20 protein-coding genes are annotated in these 17342 nt (G+C 70.7%); 18 read left to right on the forward strand and 2 right to left on the reverse strand.

The window, feature by feature from the left end:
• Together VGS97_RS21185 and VGS97_RS21190 are read left to right on the forward strand one after the other, a co-directional pair.
• On the forward strand, window positions 1-522 hold a 522-nt coding region (locus VGS97_RS21185), incomplete at its 5' end, for a helicase-related protein (RefSeq protein ID WP_326855354.1).
• Window positions 523-672: 150 nt separating this feature from the next.
• The gene (locus VGS97_RS21190; protein WP_326855355.1) at window positions 673-1176 is read left to right on the forward strand and encodes a hypothetical protein; all 504 of its coding nucleotides are present in this window, start codon (window positions 673-675) and stop codon (window positions 1174-1176) included.
• 143 nt (window positions 1177-1319) lie between these two features.
• Here the strand turns inward: VGS97_RS21190 and VGS97_RS21195 are convergent, their stop codons facing one another.
• Together VGS97_RS21195 and VGS97_RS21200 are read right to left on the reverse strand one after the other, a co-directional pair.
• On the reverse strand, window positions 1320-1733 hold the full coding sequence (locus VGS97_RS21195; protein WP_326855356.1) for a hypothetical protein: 414 nt from the start codon (window positions 1731-1733) through the stop codon (window positions 1320-1322).
• Window positions 1730-1978: a hypothetical protein gene (locus tag VGS97_RS21200; protein WP_326855357.1), complete on the reverse strand. Its 249-nt coding sequence runs from the start codon at window positions 1976-1978 to the stop codon at window positions 1730-1732. Before VGS97_RS21200 ends, VGS97_RS21195 begins: the two co-directional genes overlap by 4 nt.
• A gap of 83 nt (window positions 1979-2061) precedes the next feature.
• On the opposite strand from VGS97_RS21200, the gene rsmD reads away from it, so the two are divergent.
• From rsmD to VGS97_RS21280, 16 genes are all read left to right on the forward strand, one after another.
• Window positions 2062-2643: a 16S rRNA (guanine(966)-N(2))-methyltransferase RsmD gene (gene rsmD, locus VGS97_RS21205; RefSeq protein ID WP_326855358.1), complete on the forward strand. Its 582-nt coding sequence runs from the start codon at window positions 2062-2064 to the stop codon at window positions 2641-2643.
• Between the two features lie 34 nt (window positions 2644-2677).
• The gene (gene coaD, locus VGS97_RS21210) at window positions 2678-3157 is read left to right on the forward strand and encodes a pantetheine-phosphate adenylyltransferase (protein WP_326855359.1); all 480 of its coding nucleotides are present in this window, start codon (window positions 2678-2680) and stop codon (window positions 3155-3157) included.
• A gap of 105 nt (window positions 3158-3262) precedes the next feature.
• The gene (locus VGS97_RS21215) at window positions 3263-3919 is read left to right on the forward strand and encodes a YceD family protein (RefSeq protein WP_326855360.1); all 657 of its coding nucleotides are present in this window, start codon (window positions 3263-3265) and stop codon (window positions 3917-3919) included.
• 1 nt (window position 3920) lies between these two features.
• Complete coding sequence (gene rpmF, locus VGS97_RS21220) at window positions 3921-4097, forward strand: 50S ribosomal protein L32 (RefSeq protein WP_326855361.1); 177 nt, start codon at window positions 3921-3923, stop codon at window positions 4095-4097.
• Window positions 4098-4191: 94 nt separating this feature from the next.
• Entirely contained in the window at window positions 4192-4929 is a 738-nt protein-coding gene (gene rnc, locus VGS97_RS21225; protein WP_349262206.1) for a ribonuclease III, read from the forward strand.
• A 4-nt stretch (window positions 4930-4933) separates the two neighbouring features.
• Window positions 4934-5779 carry a bifunctional DNA-formamidopyrimidine glycosylase/DNA-(apurinic or apyrimidinic site) lyase gene (gene mutM / locus VGS97_RS21230; RefSeq protein ID WP_326855363.1) on the forward strand — a complete coding sequence of 282 codons (846 nt, stop codon included), beginning with the start codon at window positions 4934-4936 and terminating at the stop codon, window positions 5777-5779.
• Window positions 5780-5791: 12 nt separating this feature from the next.
• Window positions 5792-7156, forward strand: a complete 1365-nt coding sequence (gene folC, locus VGS97_RS21235) for a bifunctional tetrahydrofolate synthase/dihydrofolate synthase (protein WP_326855364.1) — start codon at window positions 5792-5794, stop codon at window positions 7154-7156.
• A 125-nt stretch (window positions 7157-7281) separates the two neighbouring features.
• On the forward strand, window positions 7282-7662 hold the full coding sequence (locus VGS97_RS21240; protein ID WP_326855365.1) for a DUF4233 domain-containing protein: 381 nt from the start codon (window positions 7282-7284) through the stop codon (window positions 7660-7662).
• A 115-nt stretch (window positions 7663-7777) separates the two neighbouring features.
• Entirely contained in the window at window positions 7778-8215 is a 438-nt protein-coding gene (gene ndk, locus VGS97_RS21245; RefSeq protein ID WP_414641777.1) for a nucleoside-diphosphate kinase, read from the forward strand.
• Between the two features lie 126 nt (window positions 8216-8341).
• Entirely contained in the window at window positions 8342-9361 is a 1020-nt protein-coding gene (locus VGS97_RS21250; protein WP_326855367.1) for a rod shape-determining protein, read from the forward strand.
• Window positions 9362-9425: 64 nt separating this feature from the next.
• A complete protein-coding gene (gene mreC / locus VGS97_RS21255; RefSeq protein ID WP_326855368.1) occupies window positions 9426-10298 on the forward strand; it encodes a rod shape-determining protein MreC in 873 nt (290 codons plus the stop codon).
• A gap of 47 nt (window positions 10299-10345) precedes the next feature.
• Entirely contained in the window at window positions 10346-10954 is a 609-nt protein-coding gene (gene mreD, locus VGS97_RS21260) for a rod shape-determining protein MreD (protein WP_326855369.1), read from the forward strand.
• A 5-nt stretch (window positions 10955-10959) separates the two neighbouring features.
• Window positions 10960-13185 carry a penicillin-binding protein 2 gene (gene mrdA / locus VGS97_RS21265; protein ID WP_326855370.1) on the forward strand — a complete coding sequence of 742 codons (2226 nt, stop codon included), beginning with the start codon at window positions 10960-10962 and terminating at the stop codon, window positions 13183-13185.
• Window positions 13182-14432: a rod shape-determining protein RodA gene (rodA, locus tag VGS97_RS21270; protein ID WP_326855371.1), complete on the forward strand. Its 1251-nt coding sequence runs from the start codon at window positions 13182-13184 to the stop codon at window positions 14430-14432. Before mrdA ends, rodA begins: the two co-directional genes overlap by 4 nt.
• 19 nt (window positions 14433-14451) lie before the next feature.
• Window positions 14452-16401: a TIGR03960 family B12-binding radical SAM protein gene (locus VGS97_RS21275; RefSeq protein WP_326855372.1), complete on the forward strand. Its 1950-nt coding sequence runs from the start codon at window positions 14452-14454 to the stop codon at window positions 16399-16401.
• A gap of 128 nt (window positions 16402-16529) precedes the next feature.
• On the forward strand, window positions 16530-17168 hold the full coding sequence (locus VGS97_RS21280; RefSeq protein WP_326855373.1) for a Uma2 family endonuclease: 639 nt from the start codon (window positions 16530-16532) through the stop codon (window positions 17166-17168).
• Window positions 17169-17342: the final 174 nt, after the last annotated feature.

A 17342-nucleotide genomic window follows, 5' to 3' on the forward strand; every position in this document is an offset into this window, starting at 1 on the left:
CACCCGGACGAGAAGGACCGGGTGATGCGCGACTTCACCGCCGGCGAGATCGACGTCATGGTGGCGACCACCGTGATCGAGGTGGGCGTCGACGTGGCGAACGCCACCGTCATGGTCATCATGGACGCCGAGAGGTTCGGCGTGTCCCAGCTGCACCAGCTCCGCGGCCGGGTCGGCCGTGGTTCCGCGCCCGGGCTGTGCCTGCTGGTCAGCGAGGCGCCACCGGCCAGCCCGGCCCGGGAGCGGCTGGACGCGGTGGCCGCCACCCTGGACGGGTTCCAGCTGTCCCGCCTCGACCTCGAGCAGCGCCGCGAGGGCGACGTCCTCGGCGCCGCCCAGGCCGGGCGCCGCTCCAGCCTGCGCCTGCTCCAGCTGCTCAAGGACGAGGACCTGATCGGCCAGGCCCGCACGGAGGCCACCGAGGTCGTCTCGGCCGACCCGGACCTGGCCCGCCACCCCGCCCTGCGCGAGGCCATCACCGAACTCCTCGGCCCCCAGGCCGAGTACCTGGACAAGACCTAAGCTCCAGCGCACCTTCCCCCAGCACCACCGGCCCCGAGCACCACCGGCCCCGAGCACCACCGGCCTCCATCTGGACCACGCCCGCCCGGCCGCCGCGTAAGCCCTCTGGGCGGTCGCGGCGCCGATACCGCCAGGAACGACGCGGCGTTGATGACCGAACCTAATGCCGCCGCAGATGAGCTTTGCCCGGTGCACCCGGCGGTTGAGGCCGGCCGGATTCTCGGCCGTCGGCCGCATCGCGCTGCTGTGAACGTGTGGTTCGCGGCCGGTGTGGCTGCTGTGATTACAGGGCTCTCGCCGGCGCCGGCGTTAACGGCCCTGGCGACCACAGAGAACTGCACCACCTGCAATAGCCTGGCCGAGGCGTTCCAGATAGTTTACGCCACGGACAAGTGGTCGGTGGTGAGGTGGGAAGTGCAGGCCGCCGCCTATCAGGTGGCCTTCCGGCTCCGGATGCTGCAGTATTCCCGCCTCAGCACAACCCAGATACAGGCCGAGTCCACCGGGCTCATCGACAACTTCATATCCTGGCTGCAGGGTAAACCCGAGAATTCGACGGGGTGGTCTCCCGCGATCAACGGCGCCGGCCAGACAACCCTGTTGACCGGCAGCACTCAGCCCTACATCGGCCTGCTGACCACGATTCAGCACTAACCCGTGGTTAGGTAGCGAATGCCGACGGGAGCTGTCTTCCTAGGCGTCCCCAACCCGCTGTGTCACCGGCCCCTGGCTCCGGTGACACAGCGGGGTAGCCTGCCACGGGCGCCGCGAGCGTGGCGCTGCCCGGCTGACCGGTCTCAGGAAAGCGGCTGCACGCTGATATTGGCATGCTCACGAGCAAGAGACCGCAGATCGTCAGGGTCACCGGTCGCGACGATGCCGCCGCCGAGCCGAATCGCGGTCGCGACGACGAGGGCGTCGACGGTATGACATGAATCCAGCCGATCGCGATATCGGAGTCCGCCAGCGAGCCGCGCCGCGGCCTGCCCGGTCGTGAACGGCCGGATGCCGCGCGCTAGCACGTGATCGAGCGCGGCGTCAGCCGGAATGCCGCGATACGCCTCGGCTAGTACCGCTGTGGGCACCCGCACCGGAATGCCCATCCGGGCCGCCGAAGTGAGCATGTCACGCATGCGCCGCGCCGCCTGGATGTCCGCCTTCGGGTTGGCCACGACCTCCAGAGCCCTGGTGTCCAGGATCAGGGCCGTCATCCGGATGCGGTCTTGCGCTGCGGCGCAGCCGTAGCGGTGCTGGCGAACAGCTCGCTGTACCTCGCCACCTCAGCTTCGTCGACGGGACCCAGCTCGTCGGCAAGCTCATCGGCGAAGGCGGACAAGCGCCGCCGGTCGAGTTCGTGGCGGACAGCAGCCGTGACGAACGCGCTCACGTTATCGTGGGCGACCTCTCGAAGATCCCGGACGAGCTCGTCCGGAAGGCTGACAGAAAGCTTGGCCACGACCTCTATCCTACTCGGGTAGGAAACCGTCCGCCAACGCGGCCCCGGCCGGCGCGGCCCCGGCCGACGTGCACACTTAAGGCATGGCACGCGTGATCGCCGGCGAGGCGGGCGGGCGGCGGCTGGCCGTGCCGGACGGCCGGGGCACCCGCCCGACCAGCGATCGCGCCCGGGAAGGGCTGTTCGCCACGATCGTCTCGCTGACCGGCTCGCTGGACGGCGCGCGCGTGCTCGACCTGTACGCCGGATCCGGCGCGGTCGGCCTGGAGGCCCTGTCCCGGGGCGCTGAGCACGTGCTGCTGGTGGAGTCGGGCCCCCGGGCGGCCCGCGTCATCCGGGACAACATCGAGGCCATCGGCCTGGCCGGCGCCGAGCTGGTCACCGACCGGGTGGAACGCGTCCTGGCCCGCGGGCCGGCCCGCCCGGGAGAGGGCAGCGGCCGCTACGACGTCGTCTTCGCCGACCCGCCCTACGCGCTGGCCGGCGACGAGGTCTCCGCCATGCTCCAGATGCTGAGCGACCACGGCTGGCTGGCGCCGGGGGCGTTGGTGATCGTCGAGCGCGCCACCCGGTCCGGGCCGGTCCACTGGCCCGCCGGCTTCGCGCCCGACCGGGCGCGCCGGTACGGGGAGGCGACCTTCTGGTACGGCCAACGCTCCGTATAACCTGCTCGCTGAACCGTGAAAGGGGTTGCATCGCGTGCACCGCGTCGTCTGTCCGGGTTCCTTTGATCCCGTGACCAATGGGCACCTCGACATCATCACCCGCGCGTCCGGGCTGTACGACGAGGTGGTCGTGGCCGTGCTGATCAACGTGACCAAGCAAAGCCTGTTCACGGTGGACGAGCGGGTCGAGATGCTCACCGAGGTGACCGCCCGCTGCGGCAACGTGAGGATCGACCGGTTCCACGGCCTGCTGGTGGACTTCTGCGCGGCCAACGGGATCACCGCCGTGATCAAGGGCCTGCGCGCGGTCACCGACTTCGAGTACGAGATGCAGATGGCGCAGATGAACTACCGCATGGCCAAGGTCGAGACGTTGTTCATGACCACCAACCCGCTGTACTCGTTCCTCAGCTCCAGCCTGGTCAAGGAGATCACGAGGTACGGCGGGGACGTCAGCGGGCTGGTCCCCGACCCGGTCCTGGCCCGGCTCCGGGCCCGCCTGGCCGAGGAATAACCAGGCCCGGGGAATCGCGCGGGCGGCGGTCAAGTTGGGATAACTGCGCGCCGCCGGTAGGCTAAGCGCTCGTTCCGCAATCGCTACACACGCGAGTACACTGTCATGCCCAACACACGCACGAACGCGCCTCGCGGCGCGCTTGTTTTTGACACGCGCACGCTCGGCCGCCAGGCCGGTTCCGCGCGGGATCAGCAGCTGACCGTGCCAGCCCCGGACGACCTGCGTCTGGAGCTCGCCAGGGTACCGGTCGGCGCCGATTTGCACCTGGACGTCAAGTTCGAGGCCGTGACCGAAGGCGTGCTGGTCACCGGGTCGGCGACCGCACCGCTGGCGGGCGAGTGCGCCCGCTGCCTGAGGCCGCTGACCACCTCGGTGACGGCCAGTTTCACCGAGCTCTACCTGTACGACGACGGCCGCCGGACGCACGACAAGCACGACAAACACGACAAGCACGACCGGCGTAACAGCCGGGAATGGTTTGACGAGGACACCGAGCAGGACGACGAGGAGCGCCATCTCGACGGCGACCTGCTCGACCTGGAGCCGGTCCTGCGGGACGCGGTGGTGCTGGCGCTGCCGATGTCACCGCTGTGCATGCAGGACTGCCCGGGGCTGTGCGTCGAGTGCGGCGTGCCGCTGGCCGACGCGGGCCCGGGGCACGGGCACGACGATTCACCGGACCCGCGCTGGGCCGCCCTCGAGCAGCTCGGTGACCAATCAACACGGCGCAGCGGCGCCGTCGACCTACAGGAGGGCTGACGTGGCGGTTCCCAAGCGGAGGATGTCTCGCAGCAACACCCGATCACGACGCTCGAACTGGAAGACCACCGCGCCGACGCTGGTGAGCTGCCCGCAGTGCCACGAGCCCAAGCTGCCGCACGTGGCCTGCCCGACCTGCGGCACGTACCGGCGCCGTCAGGTCCTCAACCCGTCCTGAGCAGGGTGCGGTGGGCGTCGTGAGCCGGGCTTGGGATGCGGGCAACGCCGGACGGGATCCCGCCGAACTGCGGCATGCCCTCGGCGTGCCCATCATGCCCAAGTCGCTGGAGCGGGCGCTGACGCACCGCTCCTTCGCCTACGAGAACGCCAACCCGCCCACCAACGAGCGGCTGGAGTTCCTCGGCGACTCGGTGCTCGGGCTGGTCGTCACCGACACGCTGTTCCGCAGCTACCCGAGCCTGCCCGAGGGACAGCTGGCCAAGCTGCGCGCGGCCGTGGTCCAGATGCGCGCCCTGGCCGACGTGGCGCGCGAGCTGAGCCTGGGTTCTTACGTCAGGCTCGGCCGGGGCGAAGAGGTGACCGGCGGCCGCAACAAGTCCTCGATCCTGGCCGACACGCTGGAGGCCATCATCGGGGCGGTCTACATCGACTGCGGGCTGGCCGAGGCCAGCGCGCTGGTCCATCGCCTGTTCGACCCGGTCATCGCCAAGTCGGCCGGGCTGGGCGCCGGGCTGGACTGGAAGACTTCGCTGCAGGAGCTGACCGCGGCGCGCATGCTCGGGGTGCCGGACTACCAGGTCGAGGAGAGCGGGCCGGACCACCAGAAGTCGTTCCGGGCCGTGGTCCGGGTCGGCGGGCGCGTGCTCGGCTCCGGCGAGGGCCGCACCAAGAAGGAGGCCGAGCAGCACGCGGCCGAGGCGGCCTGGAACGCGATCAATACGGAGTCCGCCCCGCCGCGCAACGAGGCGCAGAACGAGAAGGACGACAAGAACGACAAGGACGACGACCCAGGCGACGGGCAGGCGCCCGGTCCCGCGGCAGACAGCTGACCGCGTGCCCGAACTACCCGAGGTCGAGACCGTCCGCCGCGGCCTGGAGCACCACGTCTCCGGCCGGGCCATCGAGAGCGTCCGCGTCCTGCACCCGCGCTCCGTGCGCCGCCACCTGGCGGGCGCGGCCGACTTCGAGGCCGCGCTGACCGGGCGCAGCCTGGATGCCGTCAGGCGCCGCGGCAAGTACCTGTGGCTGTCGGTGGGCGAGGACGCCCTGCTCGCGCACCTGGGCATGAGCGGGCAGCTGCTGGTCGGCGAGCCCGACCGCCCGCTGTCCCCGCACGTGCGGATCTGGTTCACGTTCTCCGACTCCGGCCCCGACCTGCGCTTCACCGACCAGCGGACGTTCGGCCACATGTGCTTCGTGCCCGACGGCGCCGAACTCCCCGGGCCGATCGCCCACATCGCCCCCGACCCGTTCGAGCCGTCCTTCGACCCCGCCGCCCTGGGCCGCCGGCTTCGCCTCAAGCACACCGGGGTCAAGCGCGCCCTGCTCGACCAGTCGCTGATCAGCGGGGTCGGCAACATCTACGCGGACGAGGCGCTGTGGCGCGCCCGGCTGCACTTCGAGCGCCCGACCGGCGCACTGAGCCCCGCCGAGGCGACTCGTCTGCTCGGCGCCGTGCGTGAGGTCATGACCGAGGCGCTCGCCGTCGGCGGCACCTCGTTCGACTCGCTGTACGTCGACGTCAACGGCGAGTCCGGCTACTTCTCCCGCGCGCTGAAGGCGTACGGCCAGGCCGGGCGGCCGTGCGGCCGCTGCGGGACGTCGATCGCCCGGGTCGCGTTCATGAACCGGTCGTCGTACTTCTGCCCGCGCTGTCAAAAAGCCGTCGTGCGGTCGTAGAGAATAAAAGACATGAACGCGCGGCAGCAGGACATCGAGACAGAGGCCGAGTACCGGCGGGTCGAGGGCGAGCTGTCGCAGCGCTGGCCCGAGTCGAAGATCGAGCCGACCCGGGACCGGATCCTGGCTCTGATGGACCTGCTCGGCTCGCCGCAGCGGTCGTACCCTTCGATCCACATCACCGGCACCAACGGCAAGACCAGCACCGCGCGCATGATCGACGCACTGCTGCGCGCGCTGAACCTGCGCACTGGCCGCACCACCAGCCCGCACCTGGAGGAGACGCGCGAGCGGATCTGCCTGGACGGCGAGCCGATCAGCCGGCAGCGCTTCGTCGAGGTCTACCGGGACGTGCAGCCCTACGCCGCGCTGGTCGACGAGAGCCAGCCGTTCCCGCTCTCCTTCTTCGAGATGGTCACCGGGATGGCGTACGCCGCGTTCGCGGACGCCCCGGTGGACGCGGCGGTCGTCGAGGTGGGGATCGGCGGCACCTGGGACTCGACCAACGTGATCGACGGCCAGGTCGCCGTGGTCACCCCGATCTCGCTGGACCACACCCACCTGCTCGGCGACACCGTCGAGGACATCGCCTGGGAGAAGGCCGGGATCTTCCGGTCCGGCGCGCTGGCCGTGCTGGCCCAGCAGCCGCTGGAGGCGGCGCGGGTCCTGCTGCGCGCCGCCGCCGAGACGGGCGCGACCGTGGCCCGCGAAGGCATCGAGTTCGGCGTGATGGACCGTCAGCTCGCCGTCGGCGGCCAGCAGGTCGTCGTCAAGGGCCTGTCGCGCGAGTACGGCGGGATCCACCTGCCGCTGTACGGCGCGCACCAGGCGCACAACGCCGCGTGCGCGATCGCCGCCGTCGAGGCCTTTCTCGGCGCCGGCCAGGGCGGCGCGAGCCTGGAGCCCGACCTGGTGCGCGAGGCGCTGGCCGTGGTGCGCTCGCCCGGCCGGCTCGAAGTGGTGCGCCGCAGCCCGACGATCATCCTCGACGCGGCGCACAACCCGGGCGGGGCGCGGGCCAGCGCCGACGCGATCGCCGAGGAGTTCGCCTTCGACCACCTGGTCGGCGTGATCGCGCCGATGCGGGACAAGGACGTGCGCGGCATGCTCGAAGCCCTCGAACCCGTGCTGGACGAGGTGGTCGTCAGCCGCAACTCGACGACGCGCGCCATGCCGGTGGCGGAACTGGCCGCGGTCGCCGAAGAGGTGTTCGGGCCCGAGCGGGTGAGCGTGGCCGAGCGCTTGGACGACGCGATCGAGCGCGCGGTGGCGCTGGCCGAGGCGGGCGTGGCCGACGCCTCGCTCGGCGGTACCGGCGTGCTGATCACCGGCTCGGTCGTGACGGCCGGCGAGGCAGGGACGCTGTTGCGGAGGTAGTCACCTCCCGTCAGTCCCCCGCAGAGGGCGGAGCGACGGGGGTGGACAATGGTGGTGCCCCGGACCGGGGCGGCACGGGAAGTCACTCGAACAGCCGCAGCAGAAAGGGCGATCCGATGCGCCGGATGGCCGCCTCCGTTCTCGTCTTCGAGGCGTTCATCGCCTGGTTCTTCGGCCTCGTGGTCGCGAAGCTGCACCCGTCCGGCGACTGGATCGTCGCGGTCGTGCTCGGCGTCGTGAGCATCCTGCTGTCCGGGATGATGCGCCACCGGTGGGCCTACCCGGCGGGCTGGTTGCTTCAGGCCGGTTTCATCGCCGCCGGTTTCCTGGTCGCGGACATGTTCGTACTCGGCGTCGTCTTCACCGCGATCTGGTGGGCCGGGCTGCACTACGGCGCGAAGGCCGAGCGGATCCGGGCCGAGCTCATGGCCGCCGCGACCAGCGCCGAGACCCCGGCAGCACCCGTCGAAACTTCTACAGGGCATCCTGGTGTGGGGGCCCGGTGATCCGGGTCATACCATCGAAGGAACCCCGCTCGTCGAATGCCTGGTCGGGCATTGTCGGCGAGCGGTGCGAACCGGCTTCGACGTCAGCGTGGACGTCGCGTGACTGTTTGAGGAGATGATGGTGGCGACCCCTGTGGAGCGATCGCTGGTACTGGTGAAGCCGGACGGCGTCAGGCGTTCGCTGATCGGCGAGATCATCCGGAGGATCGAGGCCAAGGGGATCAGGGTCGTCGCGCTCGACCTGCGCTCGCTGCCGCGCGAACTGGTCGAGGAGCACTACGCCGAGCACGAGGGCAAGCCGTTCTTCGAGCCCCTGGTCCACTTCATGACCTCGGGTCCCGTGGTCGCCATGATCATCGAGGGGCACCGCTGCATCGAGGCCTTCCGCACCCTCTCCGGCGCCACCGACCCGGTCAAGGCCGCCCCCGGCACCATCCGCGGCGACCTCGCCACCGACATCGGCACCACGGTCGTACAGAACCTCGTGCACGGCTCCGACTCCCCGGCCGCCGCCGAGCGCGAGATCAAACTGTTCTTCCCGGACCTGGGCTGAGTGGGCCGGCTGCGTCCCTCGTCCGGTGGAACCGCCGTTTCCTTCGCGCGAATTGCCGGGAAGCACCCGTACTGTCTGAAGACGGCGCGGGCGATTCGCGGAAGGTAGCTGGTACACAACATGGGCATGTCGGTCGTCGGCCGTGACATCGCGGTGGACCTCGGGACCGCGAACACGCTGGTCTACGTGCGCGGCAAGGGGATCGTGCTCAACGAGCCGTCCGTGGTCGCGGTCAACACCCACAACGGCGCGGTGCTCGCGGTGGGCGCCGAGGCGAAGAAGATGATGGGCCGCACCCCCGGCAACATCGTCGCGATCCGCCCGCTCAAGGACGGGGTGATCGCCGACTTCGAGATCGCCGAGCGGATGCTGCGTTACTTCATCCGCAAGGTGCACCACCGGCGGCTGCTGGCCCAGCCCCGGGTGGTGATCTGCGTGCCGAGCGGGATCACCGGCGTCGAGCGGCGGGCGGTCGAGGACGCGGCCGACGCCGCCGGGGCGCGTCAGGTGCACCTGATCGAGGAGCCGATGGCCGCCGCGATCGGCGCCGGGCTGCCGATCCAGGAGGCCACCGGCAACATGGTGGTCGACATCGGCGGCGGTACCACCGAGGTCGCGGTGATCTCGTACGCGGGCATCGTCACCGCCTCGTCGATCCGCACCGCGGGGGACGAACTGGACAACGCGATCATCCAGTACGCCAAGAAGGAGTACTCGATGCTCCTCGGCGAGCGCACCGCCGAGGAGCTGAAGATCACCGTCGGCTCGGCCGACGAGGGCGACTCCGAACTGCACGCCGAGGTACGCGGCCGGGACCTGGTCTCCGGGCTGCCGAAGGTCATCGTGCTGACCTCGACCGAGATCCGCCGGGCGATCGACGAGCCGGTCGCCGCGATCGTGGACGCCGTCAAGGACACCCTCGACAAGTGCCCGCCGGAACTGTCCGGCGACATCATGGACCGCGGCATCGTGCTCACCGGCGGCGGCGCCCTGCTGCGCGGCCTCGACCAGCGGCTGCGCCGGGAGACCGGGATGCCGGTGCTGATCGCGGACAACCCGCTGGACTCCGTGGTGCTCGGCTCGGGCCGCTGCGTGGACGAGTTCGACGCGCTCCAGCCCGTGCTCGGCGCGCAGAGCCGCCGATGAAGGACTGTGTTTGATGAAGGACTGTGTTTTGTGAAGGGCTGTGTTTTATGAAGGACTCGGCCATATGCGCGACACGCGCCGCACTCGGATCGTGCTCGCCGCGCTGCTGCTCGGCGGCTTCGGGCTGATCACCGTCGACGCGCAGGGGGCGCGCCCCGGCGCGCCCGGCCCGCTGGGCAAGGTGCGCGCCTTCGGCCAGTCGGTGTTCGGACCGGTCGAGCGCACCGCCGACGGCGTGGTGCGCGACGTCGGCTCGCTGTTCGCCGGCTGGGGCCATTCCGACGCCGACCGCAAGCGCATCAGCGAACTGACCGCGCAGGTCTCCTCGCTCAAGGGCCGGTTGGAGACCACCGACGACGTGCGGGCGCGCGCCGCGCAGCTCGACAGGCTGCTGAAGCTCATCGCGGCCGGCGACCTGAGGACCGTGCCCGCACGGCTGGTCGGCCTCGCGCCCGCGCAGGACGGGACCTGGTCGGCCACCATCGACGCCGGGCGGCGCGACGGGGTCGCCGAGAACCAGACCGTGCTGGACGGCGACGGCCTGGTCGGGCGCACCACCGGGGTCGGGCCGGACACCGCCACCGTGCTGCTCGCCGTCGACCCGGCATCCACGGTCGGTGTCCGGCTCGCCGGATCCGGCACCATCGGCGCCGCGACCGGTCAGGACCCGCACACGCTACGCGTCGAGTTCCTGGATCCGCAGCTCCACGTGAAACCGGGAGCGATCGTCGTCACCCTGGGCTCGGCCGGCGATGCGCCGTTCGTGCCGGGTGTACCGGTCGGGACCGTGCGTGAGGTCGTCTCCACGCCGGGCGCGCTGACGCGGACCGTGCTGGTGACGCCGTACGCGGACGCCACGTCCGTGGACACCGTCGCCGTCGTGGTCCAGCCGCCGCGCACCGACCCGCGTGACGCGATGGTCCCCGGCGGCCAATAAGGACCCGCACGTGCCTCCCGGGCCCGGGAGAGGAAGGTCAGACAATCATGCGAACCGTGCTGCGCATCGCACTAGCCGTCGTCGCCGCGAGCCTCGCACTCGCCCTGGAGCTGTCCGTCGTGCCGCACCTGCGCCTGCCGTACGCGGTGCCCGACCTGGTGCTGCTCGCCGTGCTGGCCCTGGCCGCCGGCTGGGGCACGACCGGCGGCGCGGTGAGCGGCTTCGCGCTGGGCCTCGCCCAGGACATCGCGCCGCCCTCGGTCTCGGCCATCGGGCGCCACGCGCTGGTGCTCGCCGTGGCCGGCGCGCTGGCCGGCCGCGCCGCCCGCGAGGTGCGGCGCTCCGCGATCCGCACCAGCATGCTCGCCGGGCTCTACGCGATCGGCGCGATGCTTCTCAACCTGCTGATCGGCTTCGCGCTCGGCGGCGGCGCCGGGCTGTCCCGCCCCGGCCTGCTGCTCGCCCTCGGCGCCACCGCGCTCTACACCGCCGTCGCCACGCCGCTCGTCGTGCCCGGCCTGGCCGCGCTCGCCCGGCTCATCGACGGCCCGAGCGCTCGGCTGGTCGCGCCGGTCGGCAACGCCGTGTCCGGGCCCGCGCGCACCGGCCCGGCACGCACCAGCCCCGGGCTCTACCCCGAGGCCGAGAGGGTGTGACGAGGATGGCCCGCGGGCGGATCGCCGTGGTGCAGGTGCTGGTCGTGGCCCTGCTGATCACCCTCGGCGCGCGGCTGTGGTACCTGCAAGTGCGCTCCGGCCCCCAGTTCCAACAGGCGGCCGCGGCCAACGACCTGCGCTCGGTGACCACCGCCGCGGTGCGCGGCTCGATCCTGGACGATCAGGGTCGCCCACTGGTGGACAACCGCACCGTCCTACAGGTCAGCGTGGATTTGAGCACCCTCGCGCAGCAGCCGGGACAGGGTAAGGCGGTGCTCGAACGCCTTAGTGCCACGCTCGGCATCCCCGTCGCGCAGCTGGAGCAGCGCGTCCGGCTGTGCTCCCCGACGGTCGGTCAACCGTGCTGGTCCGGCTCGCCGTACCAGCCGATCCCGGTCGCGCGGGACGTGCCGACGCAGGTCGCGGTCAAGCTCATGGAGGAGCGCGACCAGTACCCCGGCGTGTCGGCCGGCCCCGCGGCGGACCGCGTCTATCCCAAGCCCTTCGGCATGCAGGCCGCGCAGGTGCTCGGGTACCTCTCGCCGGTCGGCCCGGACGAGCTCAGCGCCCCGGACCCGACCTATCAGCCCACGGACATGGTCGGCCGTTCCGGCCTGGAGCAGAGCTATGACAAGCAGCTGCGCGGCGTCCCGGGCGTGGCCCAGGTCGCGGTGGACAACGTCGGCCGGGCCGTGCGCACCGTCTCCGACACCCCGCCGGTGCCCGGCGACGACGTGGTCACCACGCTCGACGCGCACGTGCAGGCGGTCGCCGAACAGCAGCTCGCCGCCGCGATCAAGGCGGCGCGCTACGGCTGGGACAAGGGGACGCACGCACAGTACCGGGCCGACTCCGGCGCGGTCGTGGTGCTCGACGTGAACACCGGCGGCGTCGTGGCGATGGCCACCTACCCCAGCTACGATCCGGCCGTGTGGAGCGGCGGCATCAGCGCCGCCGACTACGCGCACCTGACCGACCCGAAGGCCGGCACGCCGCTGCTCGACCGCGCGTATCAGGGCCAGTTCGCCCCCGGCTCGACCTTCAAGATCGTCACCGCCTCGGCGATGCTCCAGGACGGCTTCTCGCCGCACGCCACGTACGACTGCTCGCCCGACTTCGCGATCGGCAGCCAGGACTTCCACAACTTCGAGGGCGAGGCCTTCGGCCCGATCAGCCTCAAGCGCACCATCGAGGTCTCCTGCGACACGGTGTTCTACCGGGCCGCCTATGACATGTGGCTGCACGACGGCGGCAACCATCCGGCCGCGCATCCGCTCGACCCGGTGCAGAACATGGCGCTGGACTACGGTCTCGGCCGTCCGACCGGCATCGACCTGCCCGGCGAGGCCGGCGGCGACGTGCAGACCCGGCAGGAGAAGCAGGCCACGTGGAACCGGATGAAGGGCATCTGGTGCCGGCGGGCGCAGACCGGTTACCCGGAGGTGGCCGGCTCCGATCCGGCCCGCGCCGCGTACCTGAAGCAGATCGCCCACGAGAACTGCCTGGACGGCTGGCAGTTCCGCGGCGGTGACGCGGTGATCGAGGCGATCGGCCAAGGCGGCATCCTGGTCACCCCGCTCCAACTCGCCCGCGTCTACGCGGCGCTGGCCAACGGCGGCACGCTCTACCAGCCGCACCTGGAGAAGGCGATCCTCGCCCCGGACGGCCGGGTGGTCTCCACCTACCAGCCGAAGGTGGTCGGGCACGTGCCGCTCTCCAGGGCCACCCGCTCGTTCCTGGTCAACGCCTTCGAGGGCGTCGCTCAGGAGGGCACCGCCTCTGGCGTGTACGGCGGCTGGCCGCTGAACCAGATCCAGGTGGGCGCGAAGACCGGAACCGCCGACGTGTACGGCAAGCAGGCCACCTCGGTCTTCGCCTCCTTCCTTCCGGCCGATCATCCGCAGTACGCGGTCGCGATGATGGTCTCCCAGGGCGGCCAGGGCGCGCTGACCTCGGGCCCGGCGGTCGAGAAGATCGAGGAGGCGCTGTACGGCGTGAACGGCGGCGCCGTCGACCCGAAGTCGGCCCTGCTGCCGAACCCCCCGGCGTCCCTGCCGCGGATCACCGCGGACGGCACGCTCGTGCCCCCGCCCGCTCCGGCGTCCTACAACGTCCCCGCCTGGCAGATCCTCCCGCCGCCGTTCTTCCCGCTGCCCGGCATCCTGGCAGCCGCGCCTTTCCTGCCCGAGCGCCGCTACGCCGACCTCTACCGCACCGGAGCCCTCACGTGATCATCGGAGAGAAGGTCGGCGTACCGGCGATCGGCGTCGCGCTCCCCGACACCCCGAGCGGCCGGGTGCGCGCGGCGGTCCGGCGCGGGGGAGCGGTGCGCCGGTTCGACTGGCCGCTGATCGGATCGGCCGTCACGCTCGCGTTGATCGGCGCGTTGCTGGTCTGGTCGGCCACTCGCACGCGTAGCGCGCTGACCGGCGGGGACCCGCAGTACTTCCTCAAGCGGCACCTGCTGAACCTCGCGGTCGGCGGCGTACTGGCCACCGTGGTCAGCGCGCTGGACCACAAGCGGCTGCGCGCCATGACGCCGGTGATCTACCTGTTCGCGCTGCTCGGCCTGCTCGCCGTGCTTTCCCCGCTCGGCTCCACGGTCAACGGCGCACGCTCGTGGATCGAGCTCGGCGCCGGCTTCTCCATCCAGCCGGCCGAGTTCGCCAAGGTCGGCGTGGTGATGGCGGTGGCCATGACGCTCGCCGCCAGGGCGCCGGTGCGCCGCGCCCCCGACCTGCTCGCCCCGGTCTTCGACGCCCGCCGGGGCGGCGACGTGCCCGCGGGCCGCCAACTCGCGTTCGCGCTACTGGCCACCGCCGTGCCGGTGGGCTTCATCGCGTTGCTGCCGGACCTGGGCACCACGATGGTCATCGTCCTGACCGTCGTCGGCATGGTCGTCGTCTCCGGGGTGCGGCTGCGCTCGATGGCCGCGCTCGCCGCGCTGTCCGCCGCCGGCGCCGGCGTGATCGTCAAGTTCCATCTGCTCGCCACGCACCAGGTCAACCGGTTCGCCGCGTTCGCCGATCCGAATCTCGACCCGCGGGGCGTCGGCTACAACACCCTCCAGGCCCGCCTGGCGATCGGCTCCGGCGGCGTCCTCGGCCAGGGGCTGTTCCACGGCGCGCAGACCAACGGCCGGTTCGTGCCCGAGCAGCAGACCGACTTCGTGTTCACCGTGGCCGGAGAGGAACTCGGCCTGGTCGGCGGCCTGCTGATCATCGCGCTGTTCGGCGTCCTGCTCTGGCGCGCCTGCGCGATCACCCGCGCCGCGACCGAGCCGTTCCCGCTGCTGCTGGCCGCCGGGGTGCTGTGTTGGTTCACCTTCCAGATGTTCGAGAACATCGGGATGACCCTCGGGATCATGCCGGTGGCCGGGATCCCGCTGCCGTTCGTCTCCTACGGCGGCTCGTCGATGTTCGCCAACTTCATCGCCGTCGGCCTGCTCGAAAACGTCCGGCTGCGATCCACGAGGTAGCCGGGGGTAGCCTGGGGCGGTGGTGAACGCAGTGGCGAACTCCGTCTGGCCCCGGCTCGAACCCCTCCTGCCGTCCGTCCGCAAGCCGATCCAGTACGTCGGCGGTGAACTGAACTCCACGGTCAAGGACTGGGACGCCTGCGACGTGCGCTGGGCGCTGATGTACCCCGACGCGTACGAGGTCGGCCTGCCCAATCAGGGCCTGATGATCCTGTACGAGGTGCTCAACGAGCGCGAAGGCGTGCTGGCCGAGCGCACCTACTCGGTCTGGCCGGACCTTGAGGCGCTGATGCGCGAGCACCGGGTGCCGCAGTTCACCGTGGACGCGCATCACCCGATCGGTGATTTCGACCTGTTCGGCGTGTCCTTCTCCACCGAACTGGGCTACACGAACCTCCTCACCGCCCTCGACCTCGCCGGTATCCCCCTCAACGCCGCCGAGCGCGACGAGAGCCACCCCGTCGTCATCGCGGGCGGACACGCCGCCTTCAACCCCGAACCCATCGCCGACTTCATCGACGCCGCCGTGCTCGGCGACGGTGAGCAGGCCGTGCTGACCATCACCGACATCGTCCGCGCGTGGAAGCGCGAAGGCAGCCCCGGCGGCCGCGACGAACTCCTGCTGCGCCTGGCGCGCGGCGGTGAAAACGGACACGGCGGCGGCGTGTACGTCCCGCGCTTCTACGACGTCGAATACCTGCCGGACGGCCGCATCAAGCGGGTCGTCCCCAACCGCAACGGCGTGCCGTGGCGCGTGTCGAAGCACACGGTCATGGACCTCGACGAGTGGCCGTACCCCAAGCAGCCGCTCGTCCCGCTCGCCGAGACCGTCCACGAGCGCATGTCCGTCGAGATCTTCCGCGGCTGCACCCGCGGCTGCCGCTTCTGCCAGGCCGGCATGATCACTCGGCCGGTGCGCGAGCGCTCGATCACCGGTATCGGCGCGATGGTGCAGCAGGGCCTGTCCGCCACCGGCTACGAGGAGGTCGGCCTGCTCTCGCTCTCCTCCGCGGACCACAGCGAGATCGCCGACATCGCCAAGGGCCTGGCCGACCGCTACGAGGGCACCAACACCTCGCTCTCGCTCCCGTCCACCCGCGTCGACGCCTTCAACATCGACCTGGCCAACGAGCTGTCCCGCAACGGAAGGCGCAGCGGTCTCACGTTCGCCCCCGAGGGCGGCAGCGAGCGCATCCGCAAGGTCATCAACAAGATGGTCAGCGAGGAAGACCTCATCAGGACCGTGACGGCCGCCTACTCGGCCGGCTGGCGGCAGGTCAAGCTGTACTTCATGTGCGGCCTGCCGACCGAGACCGACGAGGACGTGCTCCAGATCGCCGAGATGGCCAAGAACGTGATCAGGGCCGGCCGGCAGGCCACCGGCAGCCGGGACGTCCGCTGCACCGTCAGCATCGGCGGCTTCGTCCCCAAACCGCACACGCCGTTCCAGTGGGCGGCCCAGCTCGGCGCGCAGGAGACCGACAGCCGCCTGGTGAAGCTGCGCGACGCCATCCGCAACGACCGCGACTACGGCCGCGCCATCGGCTTCCGCTACCACGACGGCAAGCCCGGCATCGTCGAGGGCCTGCTCTCCCGCGGCGACCGCCGCGTCGGCGCGGTCATCAAAGCGGTCTACGAGGACGGCGGCCGCTTCGACGGCTGGTCGGAGTTCTTCTCCTACGACCGCTGGATGCAAGCCGCCGACCGCGTGCTCAAGGACGAGCCCGTCGACGTGCCCTGGTACACCACCCGCGAGCGCGACGCCGTCGAAGTGCTGCCCTGGGACCACCTCGACTCCGGCCTGGACCGCGAATGGCTGTGGGAGGACTGGCAGGACGCGCTGCGCGAGGTCGAGGTGGACGACTGCCGCTGGACCCCGTGCTTCGACTGCGGCGTGTGCCCGCAGATGCAGACCGAGATCCAGATCGGCCCGACCGGAAAGAAGCTGCTCCCGCTGACGGTGGTGTAGACAGTGGTGTAGGCAGCGGTGTCCTCCGGCGCCGGATAACGGTGCCGCCCAACGACGTCGGAACGGTCACGTAGGGTTTGTCACGTGCTACGGAGGGTGGCATGAGTGATGAATACACGGAGCGACCGATGGCTGCTGAGCTTGCCTGGAACTCGATGACCTATTGGGACGACTTGCCCGTTCCTTACTGGCTCACGGGCGATCTCACCGCCGAGATGTGGGATGAGCTGCCGGAGAACATCTGTCGCAGAATCGAGGTGATCGGGGGCCTGGTCGTCTTCACGCGGTCGCCGAGCGAGGACCATCAGGGCGCTGCCTTGATGCTCCCAGTGGCGTTGTCCGGCTGGATGCGCGACCACGCTAACCGAAACGGCCTCTGCTTGAGGATTCGGCAGGAATACGACCTGCGGCTCGGCGACGACCCGTTGCATCATCGCAAGCCCGACGTGATCGTGTATCGGTGCGTTGAACGCGACGAACTTCCCCGCCCGCAGGACGCGCTTCTAGTGATCGAGATCGTGTCTCCATCGAGTCGGGTGACCGACAAGATCGACAAGCTGGCCGAGTATGCCGAGGCCGGGGTGCCGCACTACTGGATAGTCGAGACGCGCAACGGGGCTGTCTCGACCGTCACCTGGTATGCGCTGCCCGAGGGTGACAAGCGTTACGAGGTGCGTGCGTGCTGGACGCCTGCCGAGACGCCGGACGGGATCCGGGCCGAGGAGCCGTTCCCGGTGCGGATCGCATGGGACGAACTCGCGTTCTAGGCAGGCGTCTCGGCCGGGGCTGGTCGAGTTGGTCAGGGCCGGCCGGGTTGGCGGGTGCTGGCCAGTTTCAGCTGGCCGGTTCCGGCTGCGATGCGCCGGCTGATTCGTACGGTGATCGGCCCGGTCACCACAGTGATCGGTTCGACTACTTACGGGTAACCTGGTCTGGATTCG

Source organism: Actinocrinis sp. (genome assembly GCF_035946395.1).
Lineage (GTDB): Bacteria > Actinomycetota > Actinomycetes > Streptomycetales > Catenulisporaceae > Actinocrinis.